At 72.8% G+C, this 26,559-nt stretch carries 27 protein-coding genes; 5 read left to right on the top strand and 22 right to left on the bottom strand.

Translation table 11 applies throughout. From position 1 onward, the window contains the following. Positions 1-51: 51 nt before the first annotated feature. The 14 genes from ACFVU3_RS09660 to ACFVU3_RS09595 form a co-directional block, all read right to left on the bottom strand. Positions 52-924 carry an alpha/beta hydrolase family protein gene (locus ACFVU3_RS09660; RefSeq protein ID WP_390065170.1) on the bottom strand — a complete coding sequence of 291 codons (873 nt, stop codon included), beginning with the start codon at positions 922-924 and terminating at the stop codon, positions 52-54. Between the two features lie 209 nt (positions 925-1,133). Further along, positions 1,134-2,339 carry a kynureninase gene (gene kynU, locus ACFVU3_RS09655; protein ID WP_390065168.1) on the bottom strand — a complete coding sequence of 402 codons (1,206 nt, stop codon included), beginning with the start codon at positions 2,337-2,339 and terminating at the stop codon, positions 1,134-1,136. After that, positions 2,332-3,198 (bottom strand): tryptophan 2,3-dioxygenase family protein, encoded by an 867-nt coding sequence (locus ACFVU3_RS09650; protein WP_390065166.1) that lies wholly within the window; start codon positions 3,196-3,198, stop codon positions 2,332-2,334. Before ACFVU3_RS09650 ends, kynU begins: the two co-directional genes overlap by 8 nt. Before the next feature lie 134 nt (positions 3,199-3,332). Continuing rightward, entirely contained in the window at positions 3,333-4,118 is a 786-nt protein-coding gene (locus tag ACFVU3_RS09645; RefSeq protein ID WP_390065165.1) for a DUF3152 domain-containing protein, read from the bottom strand. A gap of 179 nt (positions 4,119-4,297) precedes the next feature. Then, complete coding sequence (locus ACFVU3_RS09640) at positions 4,298-4,711, bottom strand: DUF3151 domain-containing protein (protein WP_390065164.1); 414 nt, start codon at positions 4,709-4,711, stop codon at positions 4,298-4,300. Positions 4,712-4,764: 53 nt separating this feature from the next. Next, a complete protein-coding gene (locus ACFVU3_RS09635) occupies positions 4,765-6,213 on the bottom strand; it encodes an MFS transporter (protein WP_390065163.1) in 1,449 nt (482 codons plus the stop codon). A gap of 48 nt (positions 6,214-6,261) precedes the next feature. Next, the gene (locus tag ACFVU3_RS09630) at positions 6,262-7,431 is read right to left on the bottom strand and encodes a MalY/PatB family protein (RefSeq protein ID WP_390065161.1); all 1,170 of its coding nucleotides are present in this window, start codon (positions 7,429-7,431) and stop codon (positions 6,262-6,264) included. Positions 7,432-7,497: 66 nt separating this feature from the next. Next, positions 7,498-8,520, bottom strand: a complete 1,023-nt coding sequence (gene fbaA / locus ACFVU3_RS09625; RefSeq protein ID WP_390065160.1) for a class II fructose-bisphosphate aldolase — start codon at positions 8,518-8,520, stop codon at positions 7,498-7,500. Positions 8,521-8,845: 325 nt separating this feature from the next. Then, positions 8,846-9,385, bottom strand: coding sequence for an orotate phosphoribosyltransferase (pyrE, locus tag ACFVU3_RS09620; RefSeq protein WP_390065159.1), 540 nt, complete (start codon positions 9,383-9,385; stop codon positions 8,846-8,848). 10 nt (positions 9,386-9,395) lie between these two features. Next, positions 9,396-10,187: an aldose 1-epimerase gene (locus tag ACFVU3_RS09615; RefSeq protein WP_390065158.1), complete on the bottom strand. Its 792-nt coding sequence runs from the start codon at positions 10,185-10,187 to the stop codon at positions 9,396-9,398. Between the two features lie 141 nt (positions 10,188-10,328). Beyond that, positions 10,329-11,108, bottom strand: coding sequence for an SRPBCC family protein (locus ACFVU3_RS09610; RefSeq protein WP_390065157.1), 780 nt, complete (start codon positions 11,106-11,108; stop codon positions 10,329-10,331). Positions 11,109-11,178: 70 nt separating this feature from the next. Beyond that, entirely contained in the window at positions 11,179-12,846 is a 1,668-nt protein-coding gene (locus ACFVU3_RS09605; protein ID WP_390065155.1) for a polyamine aminopropyltransferase, read from the bottom strand. A gap of 75 nt (positions 12,847-12,921) precedes the next feature. Continuing rightward, the gene (locus ACFVU3_RS09600; RefSeq protein WP_390065154.1) at positions 12,922-13,440 is read right to left on the bottom strand and encodes a DUF2617 family protein; all 519 of its coding nucleotides are present in this window, start codon (positions 13,438-13,440) and stop codon (positions 12,922-12,924) included. A gap of 302 nt (positions 13,441-13,742) precedes the next feature. Next, entirely contained in the window at positions 13,743-13,931 is a 189-nt protein-coding gene (locus tag ACFVU3_RS09595) for a hypothetical protein (RefSeq protein WP_390065153.1), read from the bottom strand. A 106-nt stretch (positions 13,932-14,037) separates the two neighbouring features. On the opposite strand from ACFVU3_RS09595, the gene ACFVU3_RS09590 reads away from it, so the two are divergent. Further along, the gene (locus tag ACFVU3_RS09590) at positions 14,038-15,216 is read left to right on the top strand and encodes a pyridoxal phosphate-dependent aminotransferase (protein WP_390065152.1); all 1,179 of its coding nucleotides are present in this window, start codon (positions 14,038-14,040) and stop codon (positions 15,214-15,216) included. Between the two features lie 64 nt (positions 15,217-15,280). Here ACFVU3_RS09590 and ACFVU3_RS09585 read toward each other — a convergent pair whose 3' ends face one another. The 3 genes from ACFVU3_RS09585 to clpB form a co-directional block, all read right to left on the bottom strand. Then, positions 15,281-15,814 carry a YbjN domain-containing protein gene (locus tag ACFVU3_RS09585; protein ID WP_390065150.1) on the bottom strand — a complete coding sequence of 178 codons (534 nt, stop codon included), beginning with the start codon at positions 15,812-15,814 and terminating at the stop codon, positions 15,281-15,283. A 71-nt stretch (positions 15,815-15,885) separates the two neighbouring features. Further along, the gene (locus ACFVU3_RS09580) at positions 15,886-16,041 is read right to left on the bottom strand and encodes a hypothetical protein (protein ID WP_390065148.1); all 156 of its coding nucleotides are present in this window, start codon (positions 16,039-16,041) and stop codon (positions 15,886-15,888) included. 103 nt (positions 16,042-16,144) lie between these two features. After that, positions 16,145-18,733: an ATP-dependent chaperone ClpB gene (clpB, locus tag ACFVU3_RS09575; RefSeq protein ID WP_390065146.1), complete on the bottom strand. Its 2,589-nt coding sequence runs from the start codon at positions 18,731-18,733 to the stop codon at positions 16,145-16,147. Between the two features lie 128 nt (positions 18,734-18,861). Between clpB and ACFVU3_RS09570 the strand changes: the two genes are divergently transcribed. Next, positions 18,862-19,266 (top strand): pyridoxamine 5'-phosphate oxidase family protein, encoded by a 405-nt coding sequence (locus ACFVU3_RS09570; protein WP_390065144.1) that lies wholly within the window; start codon positions 18,862-18,864, stop codon positions 19,264-19,266. A 161-nt stretch (positions 19,267-19,427) separates the two neighbouring features. On the opposite strand, the gene ACFVU3_RS09565 is transcribed toward ACFVU3_RS09570, so the two are convergent. After that, positions 19,428-19,748, bottom strand: coding sequence for a hypothetical protein (locus tag ACFVU3_RS09565; RefSeq protein ID WP_031008718.1), 321 nt, complete (start codon positions 19,746-19,748; stop codon positions 19,428-19,430). A gap of 320 nt (positions 19,749-20,068) precedes the next feature. Between ACFVU3_RS09565 and ACFVU3_RS09560 the strand changes: the two genes are divergently transcribed. Together ACFVU3_RS09560 and ACFVU3_RS09555 are read left to right on the top strand one after the other, a co-directional pair. Further along, complete coding sequence (locus tag ACFVU3_RS09560) at positions 20,069-21,073, top strand: helix-turn-helix transcriptional regulator (RefSeq protein WP_390065142.1); 1,005 nt, start codon at positions 20,069-20,071, stop codon at positions 21,071-21,073. 5 nt (positions 21,074-21,078) lie between these two features. Continuing rightward, the gene (locus ACFVU3_RS09555; RefSeq protein WP_390065141.1) at positions 21,079-21,549 is read left to right on the top strand and encodes a hypothetical protein; all 471 of its coding nucleotides are present in this window, start codon (positions 21,079-21,081) and stop codon (positions 21,547-21,549) included. A gap of 50 nt (positions 21,550-21,599) precedes the next feature. Here the strand turns inward: ACFVU3_RS09555 and ACFVU3_RS09550 are convergent, their stop codons facing one another. Genes ACFVU3_RS09550 through dnaK form a run of 4 tightly spaced genes read right to left on the bottom strand, consistent with a single transcriptional unit; the run spans position 21,600 to position 25,754 of the window. Then, positions 21,600-22,067, bottom strand: coding sequence for a heat shock protein transcriptional repressor HspR (locus tag ACFVU3_RS09550; RefSeq protein ID WP_390065139.1), 468 nt, complete (start codon positions 22,065-22,067; stop codon positions 21,600-21,602). Positions 22,068-22,071: 4 nt separating this feature from the next. Then, positions 22,072-23,253, bottom strand: coding sequence for a molecular chaperone DnaJ (gene dnaJ / locus ACFVU3_RS09545; protein ID WP_390065138.1), 1,182 nt, complete (start codon positions 23,251-23,253; stop codon positions 22,072-22,074). A 33-nt stretch (positions 23,254-23,286) separates the two neighbouring features. Next, entirely contained in the window at positions 23,287-23,922 is a 636-nt protein-coding gene (gene grpE / locus ACFVU3_RS09540; RefSeq protein WP_390065136.1) for a nucleotide exchange factor GrpE, read from the bottom strand. Next, the gene (gene dnaK / locus ACFVU3_RS09535; RefSeq protein WP_390065135.1) at positions 23,919-25,754 is read right to left on the bottom strand and encodes a molecular chaperone DnaK; all 1,836 of its coding nucleotides are present in this window, start codon (positions 25,752-25,754) and stop codon (positions 23,919-23,921) included. The genes grpE and dnaK overlap by 4 nt, the downstream gene beginning before the upstream one ends. A gap of 246 nt (positions 25,755-26,000) precedes the next feature. On the opposite strand from dnaK, the gene ACFVU3_RS09530 reads away from it, so the two are divergent. After that, the gene (locus ACFVU3_RS09530; protein WP_390065134.1) at positions 26,001-26,549 is read left to right on the top strand and encodes a sugar transferase; all 549 of its coding nucleotides are present in this window, start codon (positions 26,001-26,003) and stop codon (positions 26,547-26,549) included. Positions 26,550-26,559: the final 10 nt, after the last annotated feature.

Raw genomic sequence — 26,559 nt, 5'->3', positions numbered from 1 at the left:
TGGATACGGATCCCGGGCCGTCCCCCTTGAGTACTACGTTCCGGCTTCCGTTCAGTACGCGAGCTGGGCGATCTCCTCCGCGACCACCGCGCACGCGTCGGCCGCCGGGTCGATCAGCGGGAAGTGCCCGATGTCCTCCAGGAGCGTCAGGCCGACCGTCTCGCCCGCCTTCGCCGCCGCCTCGACGAACGCGTCGGCGACCTCGGCGGGGACGGTGAGGTCCTCGCGGCCCTGGACGAGGGCGGTGGCGATGCCGGTGGGCAGCAGCCGCGCCGGGTCGGCGGCGGCGGCCCGCTCCTCGTACGCCTCCTCGCCGCCGAGCAACTGGACCACCGCGCCGCCGCACACGTCCAGCTCGCGGGCCCGCTCGAAGTGCCCGATCGGGGCGAGGGCGACGACCCCGCGGAGCGCGGGCGGGGCGGGCAGCCGCCAGGGGGAGCCGGCCGGCAGCACGTGCCGGGCGGCGGCCCACAGGGCGAGCTGGCCGCCGGCCGAGTGCCCGGTGAGGACCGTGCGGTGCGGGTCGGCCCGCGGCAGGTGGACGGCGGCGAGGGCGGGCAGCGCGTCGAGGGCGGCGGCCACGTCGTCGAAGGTCTCCGGCCAGCGGCCGGCGACCGGGGCCGTGCCGCCCTGGTGGGGCAGGCCGGGGCCGCGCCGGTACTCGACGCTCGCGACGGCGAAGCCGCGGCGGGCGAGGAATCCGGCGAACGGGCTGATGTGCTGCCGGTCGTAGGGGGCCCGCCACGCGCCGCCGTGCAGGACGACGACGAGCGGGGCACGCCCGTCGCCTTCGTCCCGGGGGGCGTGGAAGTCGATGATCTGGTCGGGGTGTTCGCCGTACGCGGCGGTGGCGTCGGGAGGGACGGCCGGGTGCGAGAAGGCCGATGCCTCTTCGGCGGCGTCGCGCGCGGCGGGGTCCGGCATGGGGTTCCAACCTCTCGGTGACGGGGCCGAATTGGCCTGACCTGCGGGGACCGTATCAGGGTCCCGGCCCCCGCCGATCAGGTGATGATCCGACCTGACGGCCGGTCACCGGCCGCCTGCCACCGGTCGATTGCCGTCGACCGGCCGCCGGCGGTCCGCCCCGTGCGCCGGACGGACGGGGGGCGCCCGTCCGTCCGGTCGGGCACCGGCTAGCCGGCGTCCGGCGCCCCGGCGAGGACGTCGGCGAGGACGCGGGCCGCGCGCTCGGCGTCCGCGTAGCCGACGTACAGCGGGGTGAAGCCGAACCGCAGGATGTCCGGGCGGCGCAGGTCGCCGACCACGCCGCGCGCGATCAGCTCGGCCATGACGGCGGGCGCGTCCGCGCAGCGCAGCGCGACCTGGCTGCCGCGTTCGCCGTGCGCCTCCGGGGTGACCGGGGTGACCCGGCCCTCGGGGACGTACGCCCGCACGCACTCCAGGAAGAAGTCCGTGAGGGCGAGGGACTTGGCGCGGACGGCGTCGATCGCGACCCCGTCCCACACGTCGAGCGCCGCCTCCAGGGCCAGCATGGACAGGATGTCCGGGGTGCCGACGCGGCCCCGGACGGCGCCGTCGGCGGCCCGGTAGCCGGGGGTCATCCCGAAGGGGTCGGCGTGCGAGGTCCAGCCCGGCAGCGGCGAGTCGAAGCGGTCCTGGTGCCGCTCGGCGACGTACAGGTACGCGGGCGAACCGGGGCCGCCGTTGAGGTACTTGTAGGTGCAGCCGACGGCCAGGTCGACGCCGTGCGCGTCGAGGCCGACGGGCAGGGCGCCGGCGCTGTGGCACAGGTCCCAGACGGCCAGCGCGCCCGCCGCGTGGAGGGCGGCGGTGGTGCCGGGCAGGTCGTGGAGCCGCCCGGACCGGTAGTCGACGTGGTTGACGAGCGCGAGCGCCGTCCGCTCGCCCGCCGCGGCGGGGATGTCGGCCGGGTCGAGGGCCACGATCCGGTGACCGGTCATCCGCGCGGCGGACTCGGCGATGTACCCGTCCGTGGGAAAGGTCGACGCGTCCACCAGGATCTCGTCGCGTCCCTCTCCCGCGAGACGGGCCGCCGCGACGACCGCCTTGAAGACGTTCACGCTGGTCGAGTCGGAGACCACGATCTGGCCGGGGGCGGCGCCGACGAGCGGGGAGATCCGGTCGCCGATCCGCTCCGGGGCGGTCCACCAGCCCGACTCGTCCCAGGACCGGATCCGCAGCTCGCCCCACTCGCGGCCGATGACGTCGGCCACCCGGGCGGGGACGTGCGCGGGGAGCGCGCCGAGCGAGTTGCCGTCGAGGTAGACGGTGGCGTCGTCGAGGGCGAACTTCGCCCGGTGGCCGGCGAGCGGGTCGGCGGCGTCGAGGCGCTTGGCCTCCTGCTGCAGGTCAGACATGGCTGCGGGCCGTCCAGAGCTCGGGGAACACGTTCTTCTGGGCGCGCTTCTCCAGCCAGGCCACGCCCGCGGAGCCGCCGGTGCCGGTCTTCGCGCCCATCGCGCGGCGGGTCGCCACCAGGTGGTCGTTGCGCCAGCGCCACACCAGCTCGGCGACGTCGCTGAGCGCCTCGCCGAGGCGGACGAGCTCGGTGTTGCCGTCGGCCTCGGGCTCCGCGTAGAGCCCCGCCCACACGGCCTCGACCTGCGCCGACGGCTCGTACCGCTGCGTGAGGTCGCGGGCGAGGACGGACGGCGGGACGGGCAGGCCGCGCCGGGCGAGGAGGGCGAGCACCTCGTCGTACAGGCTCGGCTCGTGCAGCGCCTTCTCCAGCTCGGCGTGGACGCGGGGCGCGCCGCGGTGCGGGACGAGCATGGAGGCCGACTTCTCGCCGAGCAGGAACTCCATCCGGCGGTACATCGCCGACTGGAAGCCGGAGCCCTCGCCGAGCGCGCCCCGGTAGGAGTTGAACTGGGCGGGGGTGAGCTGGGAGAGCGGCCGCCAGGAGTGGTTGAGCGCCTCCAGCTCGCGCACCGAGCGCTTCAGCGCGTCGATCGCGACCGGCATCCGGTCCTCGCGCAGGGCGCGGCTCGCGGTCTCCCACTCGTGGACGATGACCGTGAACCACAGCTCCATGACCTGGGTGGTGACCAGGAAGACCATCTCGCCGGGGTCGTCCGAGCGGAGGTGCTGGAGGTGGGTGAGGACGTCCGCCTGGACGTAGTCCTCGTACGGCGTGGTGCCCGCGAAGTCGAGGTTCGGCGCGTCGGTGACCGCGTCGGCTCCGGAGGCATCGGGAGAACCCTGGTAGGTCGACATTTCTGTCTCCTCGATACGAACTACCGGGTAGCGGTCCGCTCCACCGCGTGCGTCCCTCCGCTGCGTACGGAAGGCGCCACGGGAGCCCCGGTCCCCTCAGGAGGCGTGCGTCGTCGCGCGCCGTCCCAGACGCATCATGACACGATCGGACCGGTGATGTAGAGCCCGTCTTCGTCATACGGAAAAGCGTTCGACCGACAGCCGTTGAGGCCCTTGATCTGCTGCATCATCGCGGGAGCGGGCTTCCCCGGGCCGCCGCAGCCCATGTGCTGCCGGATCCCGATCTCGTGGCCGACCTCGTGGTTGATGATCAGATGCCGGTACTCCTCCGGCGGCCCCGCGAAGGTCGGCGAGCCCAGCATCCACCGCTTGAGGTTCACCACGACGCCGTCGGCGGTCTCGCAGTTCAGCTCACCGTGCGTGTTGAAGCCCTGCCGGGCGCAGAGCGCGTCCGCGGTGTCGGGGGTGGCTATCCGGATCACGAAGTCGGCGTTCGACGCCACCAGCTGGAAACGGCCCCGGCCGTGCGCGGCCCAGCTGCGCGGATGGGCCAGGATCGCCTCGATCTCCTCGGCGGTCCCGCGGGCCGACAGGTCGACGCCCTGCTCTATCTGCACCCGGTACCGGCGCAGCGTGCCGCTCGTGCCGGAGACCTTGCCGGAGGCGGTGGCGGTGGTGAAGGTGCCCGGGCCGGACTGCGGCACGGTCGCGGGCTTCTTCTTGGTGGCGGTCGGCTTCGGCTTCGGCTTGGGGGTGGGCTTCGGCTTCGGCGTGGCCTTGCGGGTCGGCGTCGGGGAGGCCGTCGTCGGTTCGGGCGACGGCGGGGCCTCGGACACCGGGGCCGGGGCGGCGGTGTCCCCCAGGCCGCCCTCGCTCCGGAAGTGCGCGAGCGCCACGCCCGCGCCGAGCGAGACGGCCATCAGGACCACGGTCGACAGGACGAGCCGGCCGCGGCGCGTGACACGCGTCCCCCCGCGGCGGCGGCTCCTCCCGCTATGTCGGTTCTGTCGGCGCCGGTCAGGCGCTCCACGCTTGCCCACGACAGTTCCCCCCTGTTCAGGCCGGTCCGGGGGATCGTACCGGCCGGGGGGAACGCCACTCAGCCCAGCGTCTCGGCGGCGGTCTCCGACGAGTCCCGCAGGAAGGTCGTGCAGCGCTCGTACTCGCCCTGCTCGCCGATCTCCCCCGCGGCCCGCGCCAGCGCGTGCAGGGCCCGCAGGAAGCCGCGGTTCGGCTCGTGCTCCCACGGCACCGGACCGTGGCCCTTCCAGCCGTTGCGGCGCAGCGCGTCGAGCGCCCGGTGGTAGCCGGTACGGGCATAGGCGTACGACTCCACCACACGGCCCGCCTCGAACGCGTCGTCCGCGAGCTGCGCCCAGGCGAGCGAGGAGGTCGGGTACTTCGCGGCGACGTCGGACGGGGCGGTGCCCTGCGCGAGCAGCTCGCGCGGCTCGGGCTCGTCGGGCAGCAGGGTGGGCGCGGGCCCACCCAACAAGTTCTCATGCATAGCCATCCCCCCAGTCTGCCCCACCCCCCGCCGCTCCGTTGCGGCATCGTGCCGCCGGTTCAGGGGGTCCCCGGGTCCAGCGGCGGGGAGGTCACGGCGCAGTGGTGCCGGCAGCCGGGGTGGCAGGCGGGGGCCTCGGGGGTCCGCATCGTGAACCAGGCGAGCCCCGCCCCCAGCACCAGCACCCCCGCGCAGATCGGCATCGCCTTCCCGAACGTCGCGTCGAACTCCGCCGCCGACCGGTAGACCTCCGGCCCCATCCCCGTCAGCAGCGGCAGCGCCGCGACCGCGATGAGGCCGGCCGCCCGCGCCGCCGCGTTGTTGATGCCGCTGGCGAGACCCGCGCGGGAGACGTCGACGGAGGCGAGGACGGTCGCGGTCAGCGGGGCGACCAGGGCGGTCATGCCGAGGCCCAGGACGACGAGGGCCGGCAGCACGTCGCGCACGTACGAGGCGTCCTCCCCCACCCGCAGCATCAGCAGCATCCCGGCCGCGCACAGCAGCGGTCCGACGGTCAGCGGGATCCGGGGGCCGATCCGCTCCCCCAGCTCGCCGGACTTCGCGGAGAGCAGCAGCATCAGGACGGTGGTGGGCAGCAGCGCCGTACCGGCGCCGAGGGCGGAGTAGCCGGAGACGACCTGGAGCTGGAGCGCGGCGAGGAAGAAGAAGCCGCCGAAGGCCGCGTACACGCAGAGCGTCACGAGGTTCACGGCGGTGAAGAGCCGGGAGCGGAAGATCGACGGCGGCACCATCGCCCGCTCGGCGCGCCGCCGCTCCACCGCCACGAACCCGGCCCCGGCCAGCACGCCCGCCGCCCCGGCCCACCAGACCGCGCCGATCAGCGCGTAGGTGACGAGGCCGAGCGCCACCGCGCCGAGCACCGCCCCGAGCACGTCGAAGCGCCCGTGCGCGGCCTCGTCGCGGGACTCCGGGACGTGCCGCAGCGCCACCGGCACGCAGAGCGCGGCGAGGGGCACGTTCAGGAGGAAGACCCACCGCCAGCCGGGCCCGTCGACGAGCCAGCCGCCGACGAACGGCCCGATCGCGGCCCCGACGCCGCCGAAGCCGGACCAGAGCCCGACCGCCCGGGCCCGGTCGTCCGGATGGAAGCTCGCCTGGATCAGCGCCAGCGACCCGGGGGTGAGCAGCGCCCCGCCGACGCCCTGGAGGGCGCGGGCGGCGATGAGCACGCCGGCGTTCGGGGCGAGGCCGCAGAGCAGCGAGGCGAGGGCGAACCACACCACGCCGACGACGAAGATCCGCCGCCGTCCGTACCGGTCGCCGAGCGAGCCGCCGAGCAGGATCAGCCCGGCGAGCGTCAGCATGTAGGCGTTGACGGTCCACTGGAGCACGGCGAGGTCGGCGCCGAGGTCCTCGCCGATGTGCGGCAGCGCGACGTTGACGACGGTGGAGTCGAGCAGCGCCATCCCGGAACCGAGCACGGTCGTGAAGACGATCCACCGCCCGGTGCCGGAGGCCATCCGCACCTCGGGCCCAGCCACACTCATGCCTGCATGGTCCCCCGGACGCGGGCTCCCCGCCTCCCCGGCCGCGCGTCAGGCGGTCCGGAGCCGGCCCGCCGCCCTGACCAGGGCGTCGATGCCCTGTTCGGCCTTGGCCCGGGGACAGCCCACGTTGAGGCGGACGAAGCCGGGGGTGCCGTAGGTGCCGCCGGGCATGACGGCGACCTTCTCGGTCCGGACGAGTTCCTCCTGGAGCCGGTCGTCGTCGATGCCGAGCGGCCGGAGGTCGATCCAGGCGAGGTAGCCGGCCTGCGGCGGCCGCCACACGACGCCCGGCAGGCCGGCGCCGATCCGCTCCGCGACCATCGCCATCGTGCCGGCGACGTAGGCGCGCAGGGCGTCGAGCCAGGGGGCGCCGTGCCGGTAGGCGGCGATGTGGGCGGTGAGCGAGAGGACGGCCGGAGAGGCGAGGCCCTCGCCGGTCTCCATCCGCCGGACGAACGCCGCCCGCTCCTCCGGGGCGCCGACGAAGCCGTACGAGCCGGAGAGCGCCGGGAAGTTGAACGCCTTGGTGCCGGAGGTGACGAGCGCCCAGCGCCGGTCGCCGCCCGCCTCCGCGATCCGGGTCCAGGGGACGTGCCGGTGCCCGTCGGTGGTGAGGTCGGCGTGGATCTCGTCGCTGACGACGGGCACCCCGTGGCGGCGGGCGAGCGCGGCGAACTCCGTGAGCTCCGCCTCCGTCCACACCCGCCCGGTGGGGTTGTGCGGGGAGCAGAGCAGCAGCATCGTGCTGTCCGGCCGGGCCAGCTCCCGCTCCAGCGCGCCGAGGTCGCCGACCGGCACCCCGCGCAGCTCGCGGCCGAGCCCGGTGACGGCCTTGCGGAAGCCGTCGTAGGTGGGCGTGTGGGTGACGATCCCGTCGCCGGGCCGGGTCCACATCCGCAGCAGCTGGGAGACCTGGTTGAGCACGGAGGGCGCGTACACCAGCGCCTCGGTGTCGACGGCGGTGTCGTACCGGCTCGCGTACCAGTGGCGTATCGCCTCCCGGAAGCCGTCGGGGCCGCCGAGCCGCCAGTCGGTGTAGCCGAAGACGCCGTGGTCGACCCGGGCGCGCAGCGCGTCGAGGACCTCCGGCGGGGAGGCGAAGTCCATGTCGGAGATGGTGAAGGGCAGCAGGCCGGAGACGCCGAAGCGGTCCGCGATGCCGTCCCACTGGACCGACCAGGTGCCCGTCCGGTCCCGCGCCTCGTCGAAGTCGTACATCGATCCCTACCTCCAGGTACGCGAAGGGCCCGGCACCCCTGGGGTGCCGGGCCCTTCGGTCACGGCTTACTTCAGCTTCTTGCCGGCCGAGCGCAGCGCCTCGCACGCCTCGGTGACGCGCTTGGCCATGCCCGCCTCGGCGAGCTTGCCCCAGGTGCGCGGGTCGTAGGTGGACTTGGTGCCGACCTCGCCGTCGACCTTCAGGACGCCGTCGTAGTTGCGGAACATGTGGTCCACGACCGGACGGGTGAAGGCGTACTGGGTGTCGGTGTCGAGGTTCATCTTCACCACGCCGTTCTCGATGGCGGTGGCGATCTCCTCGGCGGTGGAGCCGGAGCCGCCGTGGAAGACGAAGTCGAACGGGGACGCCTGGCCGAACTTCTCGGCGACACCGGCCTGGAGGTCCTTGAGGAGCTCGGGGCGCAGGACGACGTTGCCCGGCTTGTAGACGCCGTGCACGTTGCCGAAGGAGGCGGCGAGCAGGTAGCGGCCCTTCTCGCCCAGGCCGAGGGCCTCGGCGGTGCGGATCGCGTCGTCGACCGTGGTGTAGAGCTCGTCGTTGATCTCGTGGCTGACGCCGTCCTCCTCGCCGCCGGTCGGGGTGATCTCGACCTCAAGGATGATCTTGGCGGCGGCGGCCTTCGCGAGCAGCTCCTGCGCGATGGACAGGTTGTCCGCGAGGGTCTCGGCGGAGCCGTCCCACATGTGCGACTGGAAGAGCGGGTTCTCGCCGCGGGCGACGCGCTCGGCGGAGACGTCGAGCAGCGGGCGGACGTAGCCGTCCAGCTTGTCCTTCGGGCAGTGGTCCGTGTGCAGCGCGACGGTGATGTCGTACTTCGCGGCGACGATGTGCGCGAACTCGGCCAGGGCGACGGCGCCCGTGACCATGTCCTTGCTGTACTGGCCGCCCAGGAACTCGGCGCCACCGGTCGAGATCTGGATGATGCCGTCGCTCTGGGCCTCGGCGAACCCGCGCAGCGCCGCGTGGAGGGTCTGGGACGAGGTCACGTTGATGGCCGGGTAGGCGAACTTGCCAGCCTTCGCCCGGTCGAGCATCTCGGCGTAGACCTCGGGGGTTGCGATGGGCATTCGTCCGCTCCTTGTGATGTGCGGGTGTGGGCGTTGCTATGTCCCTGACCTAGGGGCGACGTCATCGTCGGTGCCATCTTTCCAGACTCTTGTGCGGCCTCCCACGGGCGGCGCATGCCGAAGGGCGGGGTGTTTCACGTGAAACACCCCGCCCTTACGGAAAAGCGCAGGTCAGGACCGCATTCGCCGGGGTCCGGGACCTAAGTCACGACTTCGCGGCGGTTACGCCGGTCCTCAGGCCCGGTCCTCAGGCCCGGTCCTCGGGCCCGGTCCTCGGGCCCGGTCCTCGGGCCCGGTCCTCGGGCCCGGTCCTCGGGCCCGGTCCTCAGGCGAGTCCGAGATCCGCGAGCTGGTAGCCGGTGAGGTACGGGAGCCCCGCGTCGGCGATCGCGCCGGCCGCGCCCCGGTCGACGATCGTGGCGACGGCGACGACCTCGCCGCCGGCCTCGCGGACGGCCTCGACGGCCGTCAGCGGGGAGCCTCCGGTGGTCGAGGTGTCCTCGACCACCAGGCAGCGGCGGCCCTTCACGTCGGTGCCCTCGATCCGGCGCTGCATGCCGTGCGCCTTCTGCGCCTTGCGCACGACGAAGGCGTCGAGGCGCTGCCCGCGCGCGGCGGAGGCGTGGAGCATCGAGGTGGCGACCGGGTCGGCGCCCAGGGTGAGGCCGCCGACGCAGTCGAAGTCCAGGTCCTGGGTCAGGTCGAGCATGACCTGACCCACGAGCGGCGCGGCCTCGCCGTCCAGCGTGATCCGGCGAAGGTCGATGTAGTAGTCGGCTTCCAGACCCGACGAGAGGGTCACCTTGCCGTGCACCACGGCCTTGTCCTTGATCTGCTGGAGCAGTTCAGCGCGTACGTCAGTCATGCCCCCGAGCTTAAGGGCGACGCCACGCCCAGACGCTCTCGACCTCCAGCGGCTCGATGGGGGTGACCAGGTGCGGGTGGGTGTTGAGGCCGTTCGGAGGGCCGGACTGCGGCTCGACGCAGACCGCGTCCTCGGGCTCGTCGTAGATCACGACCCACGCGGCGCGGCTGGTCACCCTGAGCTCCAGCTCCTCCGGCCAGGTGAGGGTGACGTCGACGCCGCCGGGCATGCCGAAGCAGTCGTCCCAGGGGCCGGGGGTGGGGCCGATGCGGCGGCCGGTGGGCAGGTGGTCGTCGCCGCGCTCCTCCTGCCAGTCGGGCGTGAAGCCGATCCGTACGTCCTCGCCGCCCCGGCCGAGGTTCCGCAGGAACCAGGGGTGCCAGCCGGCCTGCGCCGGGAAGGAGTCGTCGTACGCCTCGACCCCGAACCGCAGCGTCAGCCGGTCCTCGGCCAGTTCGAGGACCTGGGTGACCCTGCCCTTGTACGGCCACGGGTCGCCGAGCTCGCAGGTGAGGACGGCCTCGGTGGCGGAGACGCGGGCCACGGTCCAGGTGATGTCGCGGACGGTGCCGTGGATGGCGTGCGGGTCCGCGTTGACCGGCAGTCGGTGGGTGGTGGCCCCGTCGCGGAACACGCCGTTCCTGGTCCGGCCGCACCAGGGCACCATCGGGAAGCTGCCGTAGCGCTCGCCCTGCTTGAGGACCTCGGTGCCGGCGATGCGCAGACTCTCGATCCGGCCGCCGTGCTCGGGGTTGATGGTCAGCTCGGCGTCGCCCGCCGTCAGTCGCGTCAGGTTGCTCACGCCCCGAACCCTAAGTCCTGGGGCCCGGTCGATCGGACCGTTTCGACGGCGTGCGTCCGCGACGGCACGCCGTCGGCAGTACGGCGGGGGGGGCAGGACGCCGGGGGCGGTACGCCGGGGCAGCAGGTCGGCGCCAGTACGTCAGCGGCGGCGCCGCAGCGCGCGTCCGACGATCACCGCGGAGGCGAGGGCGAGCGCGGCGGCGGGGGCGACCCAGCGGAGGGTGGCGCCGGCGCCGCTCGGCTCGGGGGCGGGCACGGGGGCGTACCGGCCGCGCGGCGGCGCGTGGTCCACCTCCTCGGCGCTCCGGCCGATCATCGTCCGGCGGGCGTGGGCGGCCTCGGCCGCGGGCGCGGCGGGGATCTCCACGGGCGCGGCGGGGGCGGCCGGCTCGGGCAGGACGTCCTCGTCGAAGCCGGGGCCGCCGTCGAAGGCGCCGGTGCCGAAGGAGGTGTCGCCCCCGGGGGCCTCCGCGGCGGTCTCGGCCGCGAGGGCGGCGACGGCCTCCACGAAGGCGTCCAGGAGCCGGAGGCGGGCCGCGTCCCGGGCCTCCTCGGGCTCCTCGGCGAGCCGGCCGGTGGCCGTCAGGGCGCCGGTGAAGCCGAGTCCGGTCCCTTCGGCCGCCGGGGTGAGGACGACGGTGAGGGAGATCTCGGCGACGCCCTTGCCGCGCGCCTCGGTGCCCTCGCCCTCGTAGGTGATGGCGCCGTCCCGTTCGACGATCCGCAGACCGCCCCGGTAGGTGATGGTGTGGCCGCCGACCCGGAGCCGGAACCGCCCGACGAGGTCCTCGCCCGCGCCGGAGGCCGCCTCGGAGACGTCGCGCTGGAAGCCGGGGACGCAGCGCGCCACCCTGGCCGGGTCGGTGAGGGTGGCCCGCAGGGCCTCGGCCGGGACCGGGACGAACACCTCATGCTCCATGGGATCCGAGCCTACTCAGCGGGGCGCCCGGCGTCGCCCGTTCGTCCCGGGAGCCGCGCCCGGGTCCCGCTCAGTCGCAGTACCGGGGGTGCACGAGGGTGGACGGCGGCAGCCCGGCGATCCGGGTCCGCTCGGCCCGGCGGGCGGCGGCGGCCAGGTCGCGGCGGGCGAGGGAGCGGAGCGGGGGCGCGTCGGCGGCGAGCCCGAGGACGGGCGGCCGGGCGCCGCGGACGGCGAGCAGGAAGCCCCAGTCGTCGGGGTCGTGCCGGGTGCCGCTGTCCCGGTCGGCGCGGTCGGGGCCGGCGGCGAAGCCGGGGGCGCGGCCCTCGGTGCTGTACGGCCGGGTGGAGTAGCCGGCGGCGCGGAGGGTGGCGTCGGCGGTCCAGTAGGTGCGGGGCCGGTCGGTGGCGGGGCCGGCGTGCACGACGAGCCGGCCGCCGTCGCCAAGGACGCGGGCGGCGAGGCCGTAGAACTCCTGGGCGTACAGCTTGGTGCTGTGGGTGATCCCGGGGTCGGGCAGATCGGAGATCAGCACGTCGTACCGTTCCTGCACGTGCTCGGCGGTGCCCCTCAGCCAGTTGAAGGCGTCGGCGTGGACCACCCGCACCCGCGGGTCGCGGAACGCCTGTCCGTTGAGCGCGGCGAGCGCGGGGTCGGTGCGGGCGAGCCGGACGACGCCCGGGTCGAGTTCGACCACGGTGACGGAGCGGACGTCGCCGTAGCGGAGCACCTCGCGGGCGGCGAGGCCGTCGCCGCCGCCGACGATGAGGACGCGCGCGCGGGGACCGTTCATCGCGGGGTGGACCAGGGCCTCGTGGTAGCGGTACTCGTCCGCGCCGGCGACCCGCAGCCGGCCGTCGAGGTAGAGGTCGGGCGGGCCCTCGCGGCCGCCGGTGACCACCACCTCCTGGAGGTCGGTGTGGACGGCGACCCGGACCCGCTCCCCGTACACGGCGCGGCGGGCCGCCTCCTCGAAGTCGTCGACGAGGACGGTGGCGGTGGCGAGCACGCCGAGGACGGCGACGTTGACGCCGACGACGAGGGCGCGGGTACGGGCGGTGAGGTCGCGGCGGAAGAGCCAGAGCACGAGGACGGCGCCCGCGACCGCGTTGACCGCGCCGGTGACGAGCGCGCCGGTGAGCTGCCCCAGCCAGGGCAGCAGCAGGAACGGGAAGGCCAGGCCGCCGACGAGCGCGCCCACGTAGTCGGCGGCGAAGAGGTCGGCGACCGTGCCGGCCGCGTCGTCGGGGTCGCCGGCCCGGCCCGACCGGCCGGTGCCGACGGACCGGCCCGGCGCACGCTGTATGAGCGACATCAGCAGCGGGATCTCCGCGCCGATCAGCACCCCGATGGCGAGCGAGAAGGCCACCAGGACCCACCGCGATTCGCCGAACCAGGCGAAGCAGGCGTACAGCACCAGGGCCGAGGTGCCGCCGATGAGCGCGAGCGCGCCCTCGACCAGGCCGAAGCCGACGGCGGCACGGCAGCGCAGCCGCTTGGCGAGGAGCGAGCCCAGGCCCATCGCGAAGACCATCACGGAGAGCACGACGGACGCCTGCGTGACCGAGTCGCCGATCAAGTACGAGGCGAGGGCGACGAGTTCGAGCTCGTAGACGAGACCGCAGGCGGCGCAGACGAAGACGACGGCGAGGACCGGCCACCGCACCGTGTCGCGCGGCCGCGGCGGCGGTCGGCGTCGCACCCTCGTGGGTGGCAGGGTCACGGTCGGCTCGATCATGCCCGTAACGCTACGTCACGACCCCTTCGCCCCTTGTCACCCACACGAGTGCATCTGGGGCTCTTGGGGGTGCATTCAGAGCGTGGCGGGCATACGGGCGCCGATCCTGGTGCGGGTGACCACGAGCTGGCCTTCCTGCGGGTAGGCGTGCCAGGTCCGCCAGCGCACCTGGCCCTCGTGACGCTGCGCCAGCATCGCGGTGAAGGCGTGCGGCGAACCGGGGAACGTCCCGGCCAGGCCGTGGGGGTGGTCGGCGACCAGCGCGAGCAGCTCGGAGGCCCGGCCCGCGAAGGAGCCCTGGGTGAGCGTCTCGACGCGGGCCGCGAATTCGTACTCCCATTCGCCGATCCGCTTGGAGACGCCGAGCGGCAGCGGGGTGCTGCTGCCCGGCATGCAGGCGACGGTCTCGGAGCAGCTGCGGCCCTCCTCCTCCAGGAGGACCTGGTGGGAGGCGCCCAGCAGCCGCAACTGGAGTTTGGCGCCGGAGAGTTCGAGATCGAGCACGGCGAGCGCGGGCAGCGGCTCGCGGCCCAGCGCCCAGGCCAGGTCGGCCGCGCGGGTGTCGGTGTAGGAGGTCTTCAGGGTGGTGAGCATGGGTCGGCTCCGCAAACACGGTTTGGCGGGTGGGCCGGGGGCGCCCCGGAGAGGGTTTCAGCGGGAGTGGGGGTATCGCCGACTCGGGTCCACACACGGTCCGAGGGCTGTCTCTGACAGGAGCGAGGGAACCACGTGTGCCGGACGACTCGCAGCGTTTTTACCCAACTTGCCGTAGTTTCCATCCCCTTCGGGGACCCCACAGTTCACTTGTTCAAGCGGATTCGATCGCCGGACGACCGGCAGGAGCGCTCAGGACGCCAATCCCGCACCACACCGCGGCCGTTGTCCCAACCGTCCCGTCAGTCACCCCCGCCACCACCGCCACAGCCGCCGCCCCCGCAGCTCGAACCGCACGAGCTCGATCCGCCGCAGCCGCTCCCCCCGTCGGACCAGCCGCCGCGCCGCCGCTTCCGCCCGCCGCCCGTGGCACCCGAGACGATCATGCCGACGATCACCGCACCGATGACCGCGAAGACCAGGAACTCCATGGCCGTCCTCCCCCGTCCGGCGGCTCCCTGCCGCCTCTGCCCCGGGGATTCCCGGCCCGCTCACCGCCCAAAGCGCACTTGAGCAAGTCCAGAGCTTCGGCCCAGGATGACCGGCATGACACGACCGCTGCTCAACCGCCGGCTCGCGGAGTTCGGGACCACGATCTTCGCCGAGATGTCCGCGCTCGCCGCCAGGACCGGGTCGATCAACCTCGGCCAGGGCTTCCCCGACACCGACGGCCCCGAGGAGGTGCGCGAGGCGGCCGTACGGGCCCTGCGCGACGGCCACGGCAACCAGTACCCGCCCGGCCCCGGCGTCCCCGAGCTGCGCACCGCGATCGCCGACCACCAGCGCGCCCGCTACGGCCTGGAGTACGACCCCGACACCGAGGTCCTGGTCACGGCCGGCGCCACCGAGGCCATCGCCGCGGCCCTGCTCGCCCTGGTCGAGCCCGGCGACGAGGTCGTCGCCCTGGAGCCGTACTACGACTCGTACGCGGCCTGTGTCGCGATGGCCGGCGGCACCCGCGTCCCGGTCACCCTCCGGCCCCACGAGGGCCGCTACGTCCTCGACCTCGACGAGCTGCGGGCCGCCGTCACCCCCCGGACCCGCCTGATCCTCCTCAACACCCCGCACAACCCCACCGGCACCGTCCTCACCCCCGCCGAGCTCACCGCCGTCGCCGAGCTGGCCGTCGAGCGGGACCTCCTCGTCGTCACCGACGAGGTCTACGAGCACCTGGTCTTCGACGGTGCCGCCCATGTGCCGATCGCGACCCTCCCCGGCATGCGGGAGCGGACCGTCACCATCGGCTCAGCCGGCAAGACGTACTCCTTCACCGGCTGGAAGGTCGGCTGGACCACCGCGAGCCGCGAGCTGACGGCGGCCGTCCGCTCGGCCAAGCAGTTCCTCACCTACGTCTCCTCCGGCCCGTTCCAGTACGCCGTCGCCGAGGCCCTCCGCCTCCCCGACGCCTACTACGACGGGCTGCGCGCCGACCTCCAGGCCAAGCGGGACCTGCTGAGCGACGGGCTCGCGGAGGCCGGCTTCGAGGTCTACCGGCCGCGGGGGACGTACTTCGTCACCACCGACATCCGGCCCCTCGGCTCCGGCGACGGCTTCGCGTTCTGCCGCTCGCTGCCCGAGCGGGCCGGCGTCGTCGCCATCCCGAACGCCGTCTTCTACGACCACCGCGAGGCCGGCGCGCCCTTCGTCCGCTTCGCCTTCTGCAAGCGGACCGAGGTCCTCCAGGAGGCGGTCGACCGGCTCAAGCGGCTGGCCTGAGACGCCGGAAGCCGGGTCCCCCGCGGGGGACCCGGCTCCTGTGCGGTCGGTCGCGGCGGGGCTGTCAGCCCTCTTCGCCGTCCTCGGTCTTCTCCTCCGGGGAGGCCAGACCGAACTGCTCGACGATCCACTTGTCGAACTCGATGGAGGCGCGGACCCAGCTCACCGTGGAGGAGACGAAGTGCTCCAGGGCGACGCCGGTGCCGATCAGCATCTGCGCCTCACCGATGAGGCGGAGGGTGGCGGAGCCGTCCTCCTCCTCGTGCAGGTGGGTGTAGACCTTGGGCCACAGGGTGCGGCGGTTCCAGTCGTCGATCGCGTCGAGGATCCTGGCGCGGTCGTCGGCCGCGTGCGGACGGTCGTAGAACGTGCGCACCGAGAACACCTGCTGCTCGTTCTCGCCGCGGAACATGAAGTACGTGCGGAAGTCCTCCCACGGCGCCGCGAGGTCACCCTCGTCGTCGACGACGTACTTCAGCTCCATCTGCTCCAGGAGCTGCTTCACGAGGTCCTGGTCGGGGACGACGGGGCCCGCCGGTCCTGCCTGGGGCTGGGGCTGTCCCCCGAAATTCGGAATCGAGGACGGGTCGATGCTCACCGTGAATTTCCCTTCGTACGGATGTTGCCATCCTCCCCCATCCCGGCCGGTCCGTGGCAACCCCGTGCCGCTCAGAACAGGCCGAGCTTGCGGATGAGGGCCCGATCCAGGTCCCTCGGCCCGTCGGCGTCGAGCGCGCCCCGGAACGCGCCGAAGCGCGCGGCCGGGCCGACGGAGTGGATCCGGCCGGTCAGGACGCGCGTCGGTCCGCCGCCGGACTCGATCACCGGACGGCAGATCGTCGGGGCGGCGCTCGTCGACGTCGTCGCGACCGTGACCCATCGAGGTCGCGATGACGTCGACGAGCGGATCACCCTCTCGCACCACGCATTACAGGGCGGCGGGCCCGACGATCAGGCCGTCCTCGAAGCGGTCCACGCGGACGGTGTCGCCGTCGCGGACCTCGCCGGCCAGGATCTCCTTGGCGAGCCGGTCCCCGATGGCCGTCTGGATGAGGCGGCGCAGCGGCCGGGCGCCGTACGCCGGGTCGTTGCCCTCCTCGGCCAGCCACTCCAGGGCCTCCGGGGTGACGTCCAGGGTGAGCCGGCGGTCGGCGAGCCGCTTGGCGAGCCGGTCGATCTGGAGGCGCGCGATGCGGCCCAGCTCGGCCCGGTCGAGCGCCGAGAAGACCACCAGGTCGTCGAGGCGGTTCAGGAACTCGGGCTTGAAGCTGGCCCGGACGACCTCCAGGACCTGCTGCTTCTTCTCCTCGTCGCTGGTCAGCGGCTCCACCAGGTACTGGCTGCCCAGGTTCGAGGTGAGGATCAGGATGGTGTTGCGGAAGTCCACGGTCCGGCCCTGGCCGTCGGTGAGCCGGCCGTCGTCGAGGACCTGGAGCAGGATGTCGAAGACCTCCGGGTGCGCCTTCTCCACCTCGTCGAGGAGCACGACGCTGTACGGGCGGCGGCGGACGGCCTCGGTGAGCTGGCCGCCCTCCTCGTAGCCGACGTAGCCGGGGGGCGCGCCGACCAGACGGGCCACCGAGTGCTTCTCGGAGTACTCCGACATGTCGATGCGGACCATGGCCCGCTCGTCGTCGAAGAGGAAGTCGGCGAGCGCCTTCGCCAGCTCGGTCTTGCCGACGCCGGTGGGACCGAGGAAGAGGAAGGAGCCGGTGGGCCGGTCGGGGTCGGCGATCCCGGCGCGGGTGCGGCGCACCGCGTCGGAGACGGCCCGGACGGCCTCGGACTGGCCGATGAGCCGGCGGCCCAGCTCGTCCTCCATACGGAGCAGCTTCTGCGTCTCGCCCTCCAGGAGGCGCCCGGCGGGGATGCCGGTCCAGGCGCCGACGACGTCGGCGATGTCGTCGGGGCCGACCTCCTCCTTGACCATGGTGTCCTTCTGGACCTCGCGCTCGGCCTCGGTGGCCTCCGCCAGCTCGCGCTCCAGGGTCGGGATCTCGCCGTAGAGCAGCTTGGAGGCGGTGTCGAAGTCGCCGTCGCGCTGGGCGCGCTCCGCCCGGCCGCGGGTCTCGTCGAGCCGTTCCTTCAGCTCGCCGACCCGGTTGAGGGACTGCTTCTCCTTCTCCCAGCGGGCGGTGAGGCCGCGCAGCTCCTCCTCGCGGTCGGCGAGGTCGCGGCGGAGCTTCTCCAGGCGCTGGACGCTGGCCGGGTCGGTCTCCTTGGCGAGGGCCAGCTCCTCCATGCGGAGCCGGTCGACGGAGCGCTGGAGCTCGTCGATCTCGACCGGGGAGGAGTCGATCTCCATGCGGAGCCGGGAGGCGGCCTCGTCGACGAGGTCGATGGCCTTGTCGGGGAGGAAGCGGGAGGTGATGTACCGGTCGGAGAGGGTCGCGGCGGCCACCAGGGCGGAGTCGTTGATCTGCACCTTGTGGTGGGCCTCGTACCGGCCCTTGAGGCCGCGGAGGATGGCGACGGTGTCCTCGACGGACGGCTCGGCGACCAGGACCTGCTGGAAGCGGCGCTCCAGGGCGGGGTCCTTCTCGATCCGCTCGCGGTACTCGTCGAGGGTGGTCGCGCCGACCATGCGGAGCTCGCCGCGGGCCAGCATCGGCTTCAGCATGTTGCCGGCGTCCATCGCGGAGTCGCCGCCGGCGCCCGCGCCGACGACGGTGTGCAGCTCGTCGATGAAGGTGATGATCTGGCCGTCGCTCTCCTTGATCTCGGAGAGGACGGTCTTCAGCCGCTCCTCGAACTCGCCGCGGTACTTCGCGCCGGCGACCATCGCGCCGAGGTCCAGGGAGACCAGCCGCTTGTTCCGCAGCGACTCGGGGACGTCGCCCTTCACGATCCGCTGGGCGAGGCCCTCGACGACGGCGGTCTTGCCGACGCCGGGCTCGCCGATGAGGACCGGGTTGTTCTTGGTCCGGCGGGAGAGGACCTGGACGACGCGGCGGATCTCGTGGTCGCGTCCGATCACCGGGTCGAGCTTGCCCTCGCGGGCGGCGGCGGTGAAGTCGGTCCCGAACTTCTCCAGGGCCTTGTACGAGCCCTCCGGGTCGGCGGTGGTCACGCGGCGGCCTCCCCGGGCCTTCTCGAAGGCGTCCTGGAGCCGGCGGGCGGTCGCGCCCTGCTGGTCGAGGACCTGGCCGGCCTGTCCGCCCTTGGCGGCGAGGCCGATGAGCAGGTGCTCCGTGGACAGGAACTCGTCGCCGAGCTTCTTCGCGCGGTCGGCGGCGTCGGCGATGACGGCGAGCAGCTCGCGGTTGGGCTGCGGGGGCGCGACGGTCGCGCCGGTCACGCTGGGCAGGGCGGCGAGCAGCCGCTCCGCGCCGGCGCGGACGGCGGCCTGGTCGGCCTCGACGGCGGCGAGCAGGTCGGTGATGTTCTCGTTGTCCTGACCCGCCAGCAGCGCGAGAAGAAGATGGGCCGGGGTCAGGTCGGCGTGGCCCTGGGACACGGCGCGGCTGCTCGCCGCGTTCAGCGCGTCCCGGCTCCTGTTGGTCAGTTCGGCGTCCACGTGCGGGGTCTCCTCCTGGGTGTGGTCCTCTGGTGCCCTGATCTCTACTGACTCATACAGCGTACATAAAGTTGAGTCTATTCCGCTCAAGGTATCGGAGGCCGGCGGAACGGCGGTAGTTTCCGGGCATGGCGACTGACCCGAGGAACCCCACGGACTCGTATCTCAGCTTCTGGCGCGAGTACCACATGAGCACGCTGACCACCCCTCGCCCGGACGGCACCCCGCACGTGGTGGCCGTCGGCGTCACGTACGACCCCGAGAACGGACTGGCCCGGGTCATCACCAACAAGCACAGCCGGAAGGTCGCGAACGTGCTGGCGGCCGGCGCGGACGGGGCGCGGGTCGCGGTCTGCCAGGTCGACAAGGGGCGCTGGGCCACCCTGGAGGGCGTCGCCCGCGTCCGCACCGAGGCGGACACGGTCGCCGACGCGGTGGCCCGCTACGCGGACCGCTACGGGCGCACCCCGACCCCCAACCCGGACCGGGTCGTCATCGAGATCACCCTCACCCGGGCGATGGGCCGCGCCTGAACCCGGGAAACCGGAGAACGGGAGAATGGGAGAACCGGGGAACGGGAAACCCGGGAACCCGGGAACCCGGGAAGCACAACGGCGCCATCGCGTTTCAGGTCCGCGATGGCGCCGTTGTGTGGGGGAAGCACCTGAGCGATCTACAACGACGGGGGCATCGCTCAGGCACTGCGGGGGGTGGCGGTGATGGTCTCGGGCTCGATCAGCTGATGGTCCCGCTGATCGAGATTGACGAAGATCATGCCGTACCGGACGGCACAGCGAATGGGCTGCGGCGCGCCGCGAGGCCGCCTCAGACACCGGTACGCCCGGACGTCCTCGTCCTGTTCCCGTGCGACGACCACAGGTTCTCCGAACAGGGTGACCTTCAGCGAGTCGCCACGGTGGGGGATGGCCGTGACGAGATCGACGAAGTGCCAGCCGGACCGGTAGGCCGAAGCCATCTCCCTGCGGAAGACCCGGTCGTCCGGAGGTACGGTCATGCGCCCGCGCCCTTGGGGGCGATCTCCCAGGAAGGCTCGGAGGGAGACGCGGGCAGGGCGTCGGCGGGCGTACTCTCCCATGAGGGCTCACCCGGCTTCGCCAGCACGGAGTGCGCCGGGGTGCTCTCCCACGAGGGCTCACCGACCCCGGCGAGGGCGCCGAGAGCAGCCGCCGCAACGGCTATGGCGCTAAGTGCACGAACCATCCTGGTCATGGCCGATCTCCACCTCTTTTGATCACTACCTCCCCCGCGCCTAGAACGATGGCTCACGCGCATCCCTTTCCACCACCCAAGCCGGGCATCATGTTCCTGTAATTCATGACCCTGAGGGGGGTGCACATGGGGCGAGAATGCGACATATCCGCTCATAACCACAGTCACGGTGAGCTATGCGACGTGGGGAGGGAGCTGTACGCGGACGCTCTCCGCAAAGGTCGCATCACCCGTTCCGAGGCCGAGGCCGCCCCGTGTCTGACGGACATGGCCCTCCTCCACCCCGACCCGGACGACAGCCAGTGGCTGCACCCGGTGCCCCCCTCGCTCGCGCTCAACCAGCTCATCCGCCCCATCGAGCAGGAGATCCAGGCGCGCCGGCAGCACGCCGTCGCCCTGGCCGACGCCTTCGAGCCGTTCATGGCCATCCACACGCAGGACCCCTCCGCCACCCAGGCGATCACCGTCCTCGAAGGACTCAGCGTCATCAACGCCGCGCTCGACCGGGCCACCGGCGAGTGCGCCGTCGAGCTGCTCACCATCCAGCCGGGCAGCGGACGCCGTCCGGAGACCCTGGAGAAGGCCCTGCGCCGCATGGAGCCCCTGCTCGACCGCGGCATCACCATGCGCACCCTCTACCAGCACACCGCCCGGCACCACCCGGCCACGCTCGCGTACGTGGAACGGGCCGCCCCCTACGGGCTCGCGCTGCGCACCCTGGAGGAGATCGTCGACCGGCTGATCATCGTCGATCGCAAGGTCGCCTTCGTGCCCGCCCGCAGCGACCGCCAGGTCGCCCTCGAACTGCGCCACGAGGGCCTCGTCCAGTACCTCGTCGGCGTCTTCGAGCAGTTCTGGCTGCACGCGGTCCCCTGGGACGAGGAAGTCCCCTACAGCCCCGCCGTCGACGGCATCGGCGGGGTCCAGCGCTCCATCGCCCGCCTCCTCGTCGAAGGCCACGTCGACGAGGCCATCGCCCGCCGGCTCGGCATGAACGTACGGACCTGCCGGGCCCACATCGCCAAGCTCGCCGCCACGCTGGGGAGCGGGAGCCGGGCACAGCTCGGGTACCTGATCGCCCGGTCCGGCATTCTCGAACGGGACAACTGACCACCGTGCACGCACGCATCGCGCTCGACGGCCGCGCCGGCACCCTCCGGGTCTCCGGGGCGGGGCTGCCCGTCGTGGAGCTCGTCCGGACGGCGGGGACGCCGGCCGACGAGCACACCCCCATCGGCACCCGGAAGGCCGCCCGCCTGACGCTCACCGTCGACGGCGCACCCGCCGTGATCCGCCCGTCCCGCGGACGGCTGCTGCGGCGCTCGTACCGGGTCGACGTCCGGGCCGGCGGCTTCCGGTACCGGCTCGTGCCCTGCTCGTACGCCGAGAGCCGGCTGACCCGGGACGGGCGGCGGATCGGCACCCTGGACTCCAGCGGCGACGGACGGGTGACCGACGAGTGGGACGCAGGACCCACTCCGCTGGACCTCGCCGTCGGCACCGCGCTGGCCGCCGCGTTCGGCACCGGCGCCGCGCCCTGGTGGGAGACGCTCGGCGACATCGTCAGCGAACTCGTCGCCCCCTGAACGCGCGCGAGGGCCCCTTCCCGCCCGGGAAGGGGCCCTCGCGCGCTCGCTCAGTCGCCGCGCTTCGGCGCCGGACGCCAGACCACCAGCGCGCTGGTCTGCTGGACGTCCTGGTACGGGACCAGGTCCCGCCGGTAGGAGGCGTGCACCTGGGCCTCGCGCTGCCGCATCGCGGCCGCCGCGCCCTCGACGGCGGTCGAGAGTTCGGCGACGCGGGCCTGGAGCGCCGCGACCTGGTTCTCCAGCTCGATGATCCGCTTGATGCCGGCCAGGTTGATGCCCTCGTCCTGCGACAGCTGCTGCACCTGACGGAGCAGTTCGATGTCGCGGGCCGAGTAGCGGCGGCCCCGGCCGGCCGTGCGGTCCGGGGAGACCAGACCCAGGCGGTCGTACTGGCGCAGCGTCTGCGGGTGCAGACCCGACAGCTGGGCCGCCACCGAGATCACGTACACCGGAGTCTCGTCGGTCAGTTCGTACGCCCTGCCGCCGAATCCGGACTGTCGCCTTCGTCCTTCCACCGCGTCACGCTCCCTTCGCCGCCTGGAACAGCTCCGCCCTGGGGTCCGCGTCGGCGGTCGCCGTCCGGTACTGCTCCAGGGCCTCGCGGGCCTTGTCGTCCAGCTCGCTGGGCACCGCGACCTCCACCGTCACCAGCAGATCGCCGCGGGTGCCGTCCTTGCGGACCGCTCCCTTCCCGCGGGCGCGCATGGTCCGGCCGTTCGGCGTGCCCGCGGGCAGCTTGAGCGTGACCGCGGGGCCGCCGAGGGTCGGCACCTTGATGTCGCCGCCGAGCGCCGCCTCCGTGTAGGAGACCGGCACGGTGAGGGTGAGGTTGTCGTCCTTGCGGCCGAAGACCGGGTGGGCGTCGACGTGCACCACGACGAACAGGTCGCCGTTGGGCCCGCCGCGCTCGCCCGGGGCGCCCTTGCCGCGCAGCCGGATCTTCTGGCCGTCGGAGACGCCCGCCGGGATCCTGACCTGCATGGTCCGCGAGGACTTGGCCCGGCCGGAGCCCTTGCAGACCTCGCAGGGGTCCTCGGCGATCAGGCCGCGGCCCTTGCAGTCCACGCACGGGTCGGTGAGCGAGAAGCCGCCGCCGCTGCCGCGCGAGACCTGGCCGGTGCCGACGCAGGTCGGGCACACCCGGGGGGTGCCGTTCTTGTCGCCGGTGCCGGAGCAGGCCGTGCACGGCTGCTGGCTGGACATCCGCAGCGGCACCGTGGCGCCCTCGATGGCCTCGGTGAAGCTGAGCGTCACCTCGGACTCGATGTCCTGGCCGCGGCGGGGCTGGGTGCGGGCACCCGTACCGCCGCCGCGGTTGAACAGTCCGCCGAAGACGTCCCCGAGTCCGCCCCCGCCGCCGCCGAAGCCACCGGCTCCGCCTTGGGCACCGCCGCCGAAGAGATCCCCCAGGTCGAAGTTGAACGAGCCGCCGCCCCCGGGAGCGCCGGCCCGGAAGCCGCCGTTCCCGAAGAGGGCGCGCGCCTCGTCGTACTCCTTGCGCTTCTTGGGGTCGCCGAGGACGTCGTTCGCCTCGGAGATCTCCTTGAAACGCTCCTCCGCCTTGGTGTCACCCTTGTTGGCGTCCGGATGGTTCTCGCGGGCGAGCTTCCGGTACGCCTTCTTGATCTCGGCCTCGGTGGCGTCCTTGGGGACGCCGAGGACCTTGTAGTAGTCCTTCTCGACGAAGTCCTTCGTGCTCATCGACGTCCCTCCTCCCGCACGCGGGTACGGCTGTTACTCGCTGTCCTTCTCGGACGTGTCGGCGTCTTCCGACTCCTCGGCCTTGCCCTGCGCCCCGGGCTGGGGCTCGGCGACGGCCACGCGGGCGGGCCGGATGGTCCGCTCGCCGATCCGGTACCCCGGCTGCAGGATCGCGACGCAGGTCGTCTCGGTGACGTCCGGCGCGTACGAGTGCATCAGGGCCTCGTGGATCGTCGGGTCGAAGGGCTCGCCCTCCTTGCCGAACTGCTGGAGCCCCATCTTGGCGACGACGGTCTCCAGCGACTCGGCGACCGACTTGAAGCCGCCCACGAGCTCGCCGTGGTCCCGGGCCCGGCCGACGTCGTCGAGGACCGGGAGCAGGTCGGACAGGAGGCTCGCCACGGCGATCTCCTTGACCGTGACCCGGTCCCGCTCGACCCGGCGCCGGTAGTTCTGGTACTCGGCCTGGAGCCGCTGGAGGTCCGCGGTGCGCTCGGAGAGCGCGGCACGGGCCTGGTCCAGGGCGGCGGTGAGGCCGGCGTCGGCCGCCGGCGTGCTGTTCGCGTCCCCGGCCGGGGCCGCCGTGTCCTCGGTGGACTCGGCGGCCTCGGCGGCGTCGCCGGAGGGGACGTCGGGCTTCTCCTCGAAGCCCGGGGTCTCCTCGCTCACGCCTGACCGTCCTTCTTGGGCTCGTCGTCGACGATCTCGGCGTCGACCACGTCGTCGTCGGCCTTGGCCTCACCGGCGGGGGCGCCGGCCTGCGCGGCCTGGGCGTCCGCGTACATCGCCTGGCCGAGCTTCTGCGAGACGGCGGCCAGCTTCTCGGTGGCGGTGCGGATCTCGGCGGAGTCCTCGCCCTTCAGCTTCTCCCGCAGGTCGGCGAGAGATGCCTCGACCTCGGTCTTCACGTCGCCCGGGACCTTGTCCTCGTTGTCCTTGAGGAACTTCTCGGTCTGGTAGGCGAGCTGCTCGCCCTGGTTGCGGGACTCGGCGGCCTCGCGGCGGCGGTGGTCCTCCTCCGCGTACTGCTCGGCCTCCTGGCGCATCCGGTCGACCTCGTCCTTCGGCAGCGAGGAGCCGCCGGTGACGGTCATCTTCTGCTCCTTGCCCGTGCCCAGGTCCTTCGCGGTCACGTGCATGATGCCGTTGGCGTCGATGTCGAAGGCGACCTCGATCTGCGGGACGCCGCGCGGGGCCGGCGGGAGGCCGGTCAGCTCGAACATGCCGAGCTTCTTGTTGTACGCCGCGATCTCGCGCTCGCCCTGGTAGACCTGGATCTGCACGGACGGCTGGTTGTCCTCGGCCGTCGTGAAGATCTCGGACCGCTTGGTCGGGATCGTGGTGTTGCGCTCGATGAGCTTGGTCATGATGCCGCCCTTGGTCTCGATGCCGAGGGACAGCGGGGTGACGTCGAGGAGCAGGACGTCCTTGACCTCGCCCTTGAGGACACCGGCCTGGAGGGCGGCGCCGATGGCGACGACCTCGTCCGGGTTCACGCCCTTGTTGGCCTCGTTGCCACCGGTCAGCTCCTTGACGAGCTCGGCGACGGCCGGCATGCGGGTCGAGCCGCCGACCAGGACCACGTGGTCGATCTCGGAGAGGGCGATGCCCGCGTCCTTGATGACGTTGTGGAACGGGACCTTGCAGCGCTCCAGCAGGTCCGAGGTGAGCTGCTGGAACTGGGCGCGCGTGAGCTTCTCGTCCAGGTGCAGCGGGCCCTCGGCGGAGGCCGTGATGTAGGGCAGGTTGATGGAGGTCTCGGTCGAGGACGAGAGCTCGATCTTCGCCTTCTCGGCGGCCTCGCGCAGACGCTGGAGGGCCATCTTGTCGAGCGCCAGGTCGACGCCGTGACCGTTCTTGAACTGGGTCACCAGGTAGTCGACGACGCGCTGGTCCCAGTCGTCGCCACCGAGGTGGTTGTCACCGTTGGTGGCCTTCACCTCGACGACGCCGTCGCCGATCTCCAGGAGGGACACGTCGAAGGTGCCGCCACCGAGGTCGAAGACGAGGATCGTCTGGTCGTCCTTGTCGAGGCCGTAGGCCAGGGCGGCCGCGGTCGGCTCGTTGACGATGCGCAGGACGTTGAGGCCCGCGATCTCACCGGCCTCCTTGGTGGCCTGGCGCTCGGAGTCGTTGAAGTACGCCGGGACGGTGATGACCGCGTCGACGACCTTCTCGCCCAGGTACGCCTCGGCGTCGCGCTTCAGCTTCTGCAGGATGAAGGCGCTCATCTGCTGCGGGTTGAAGCTCTTGCCGTCGATCTCGATCTTCCAGTCGGTGCCCATGTGGCGCTTGACCGACCGGATGGTCCTGTCGACGTTGGTGACGGCCTGGCGCTTGGCCACCTCGCCGACGAGCACCTCGCCGTTCTTGGCGAAGGCGACGACGGACGGCGTGGTCCTGGCGCCCTCCGCGTTCGTGATGACGGTGGGCTCGCCGCCTTCCAGAACGCTGACGACGGAGTTAGTCGTGCCCAGGTCGATGCCGACCGCACGTGCCATTTCGATTCCTCCAGCTGACTGACTTGAGTGGAACTGACTCAAGGATGCATGACGGGACGCACGACGTCAACAGAGCTGAGTCGAGGCGACTCAACTCTCCGTCGGCCCCTTCACTCAAAGAGACGCGGGAAGCGCGTCGCTCCCTGACGCGCGACGCGAGAAATGGCAGAGTCCTGGTGCCCCGTGTCGGGCAAAGCGGGCATATTCCACGAACATCCCATGATCTCAGTCGGAGGGGTCCGGGGCATGACGGCGAACCGTACGCACCACACGCACCGCGGGCTGGACCTCAAGCGCGCCTTCGACCTGCTGGGGGGCGCGGCGCTGCTGCTGGTGCTCTCCCCCCTCCTCGCCGCCGTCGCCCTCTCGCTCGCCCTGGGCGGCCAGGCCCCCGGCGGCACCCCGCTGCTGCGCCGCCGCACGGTGGCGGGCCGGGACGGCCGCCCCTTCACCATGCTGACCTTCCGCACCAGGAGCCCGCTGGCCGCGCTGCCGCTGCTGCTGCACGTCGTCCGGGGCGAGATGTCGCTCGTCGGCCCCTGCCCGCTCTCGCCCACCCACCGGGAGTGCACCGGCGAGGCCCGGCGCCGGCTCTCCGTGCGCCCGGGGCTGACCGGACCCTGGCAGATCAGCGACCGCTCCGACCTGCCCTGGGAGGAGCGGGAGCTCCTCGACCTCCACTATGTGGACCACCACTGGCTCGGCATGGACCTGGCCGTCCTGGCGCGTACGCTTCCAGCAGTCCGCCGTCGTCGCCTCCGGCGCGCCTCCGCCCGTCCGGCAAGGCTTGCCTGAGCGACACAGA

Origin of the sequence: Streptomyces sp. NPDC058052 (genome assembly GCF_042885515.1) — a bacterium.
Classification (GTDB): domain Bacteria; phylum Actinomycetota; class Actinomycetes; order Streptomycetales; family Streptomycetaceae; genus Streptomyces.
This window is presented reverse-complemented; position numbering and strand designations above follow the sequence as displayed.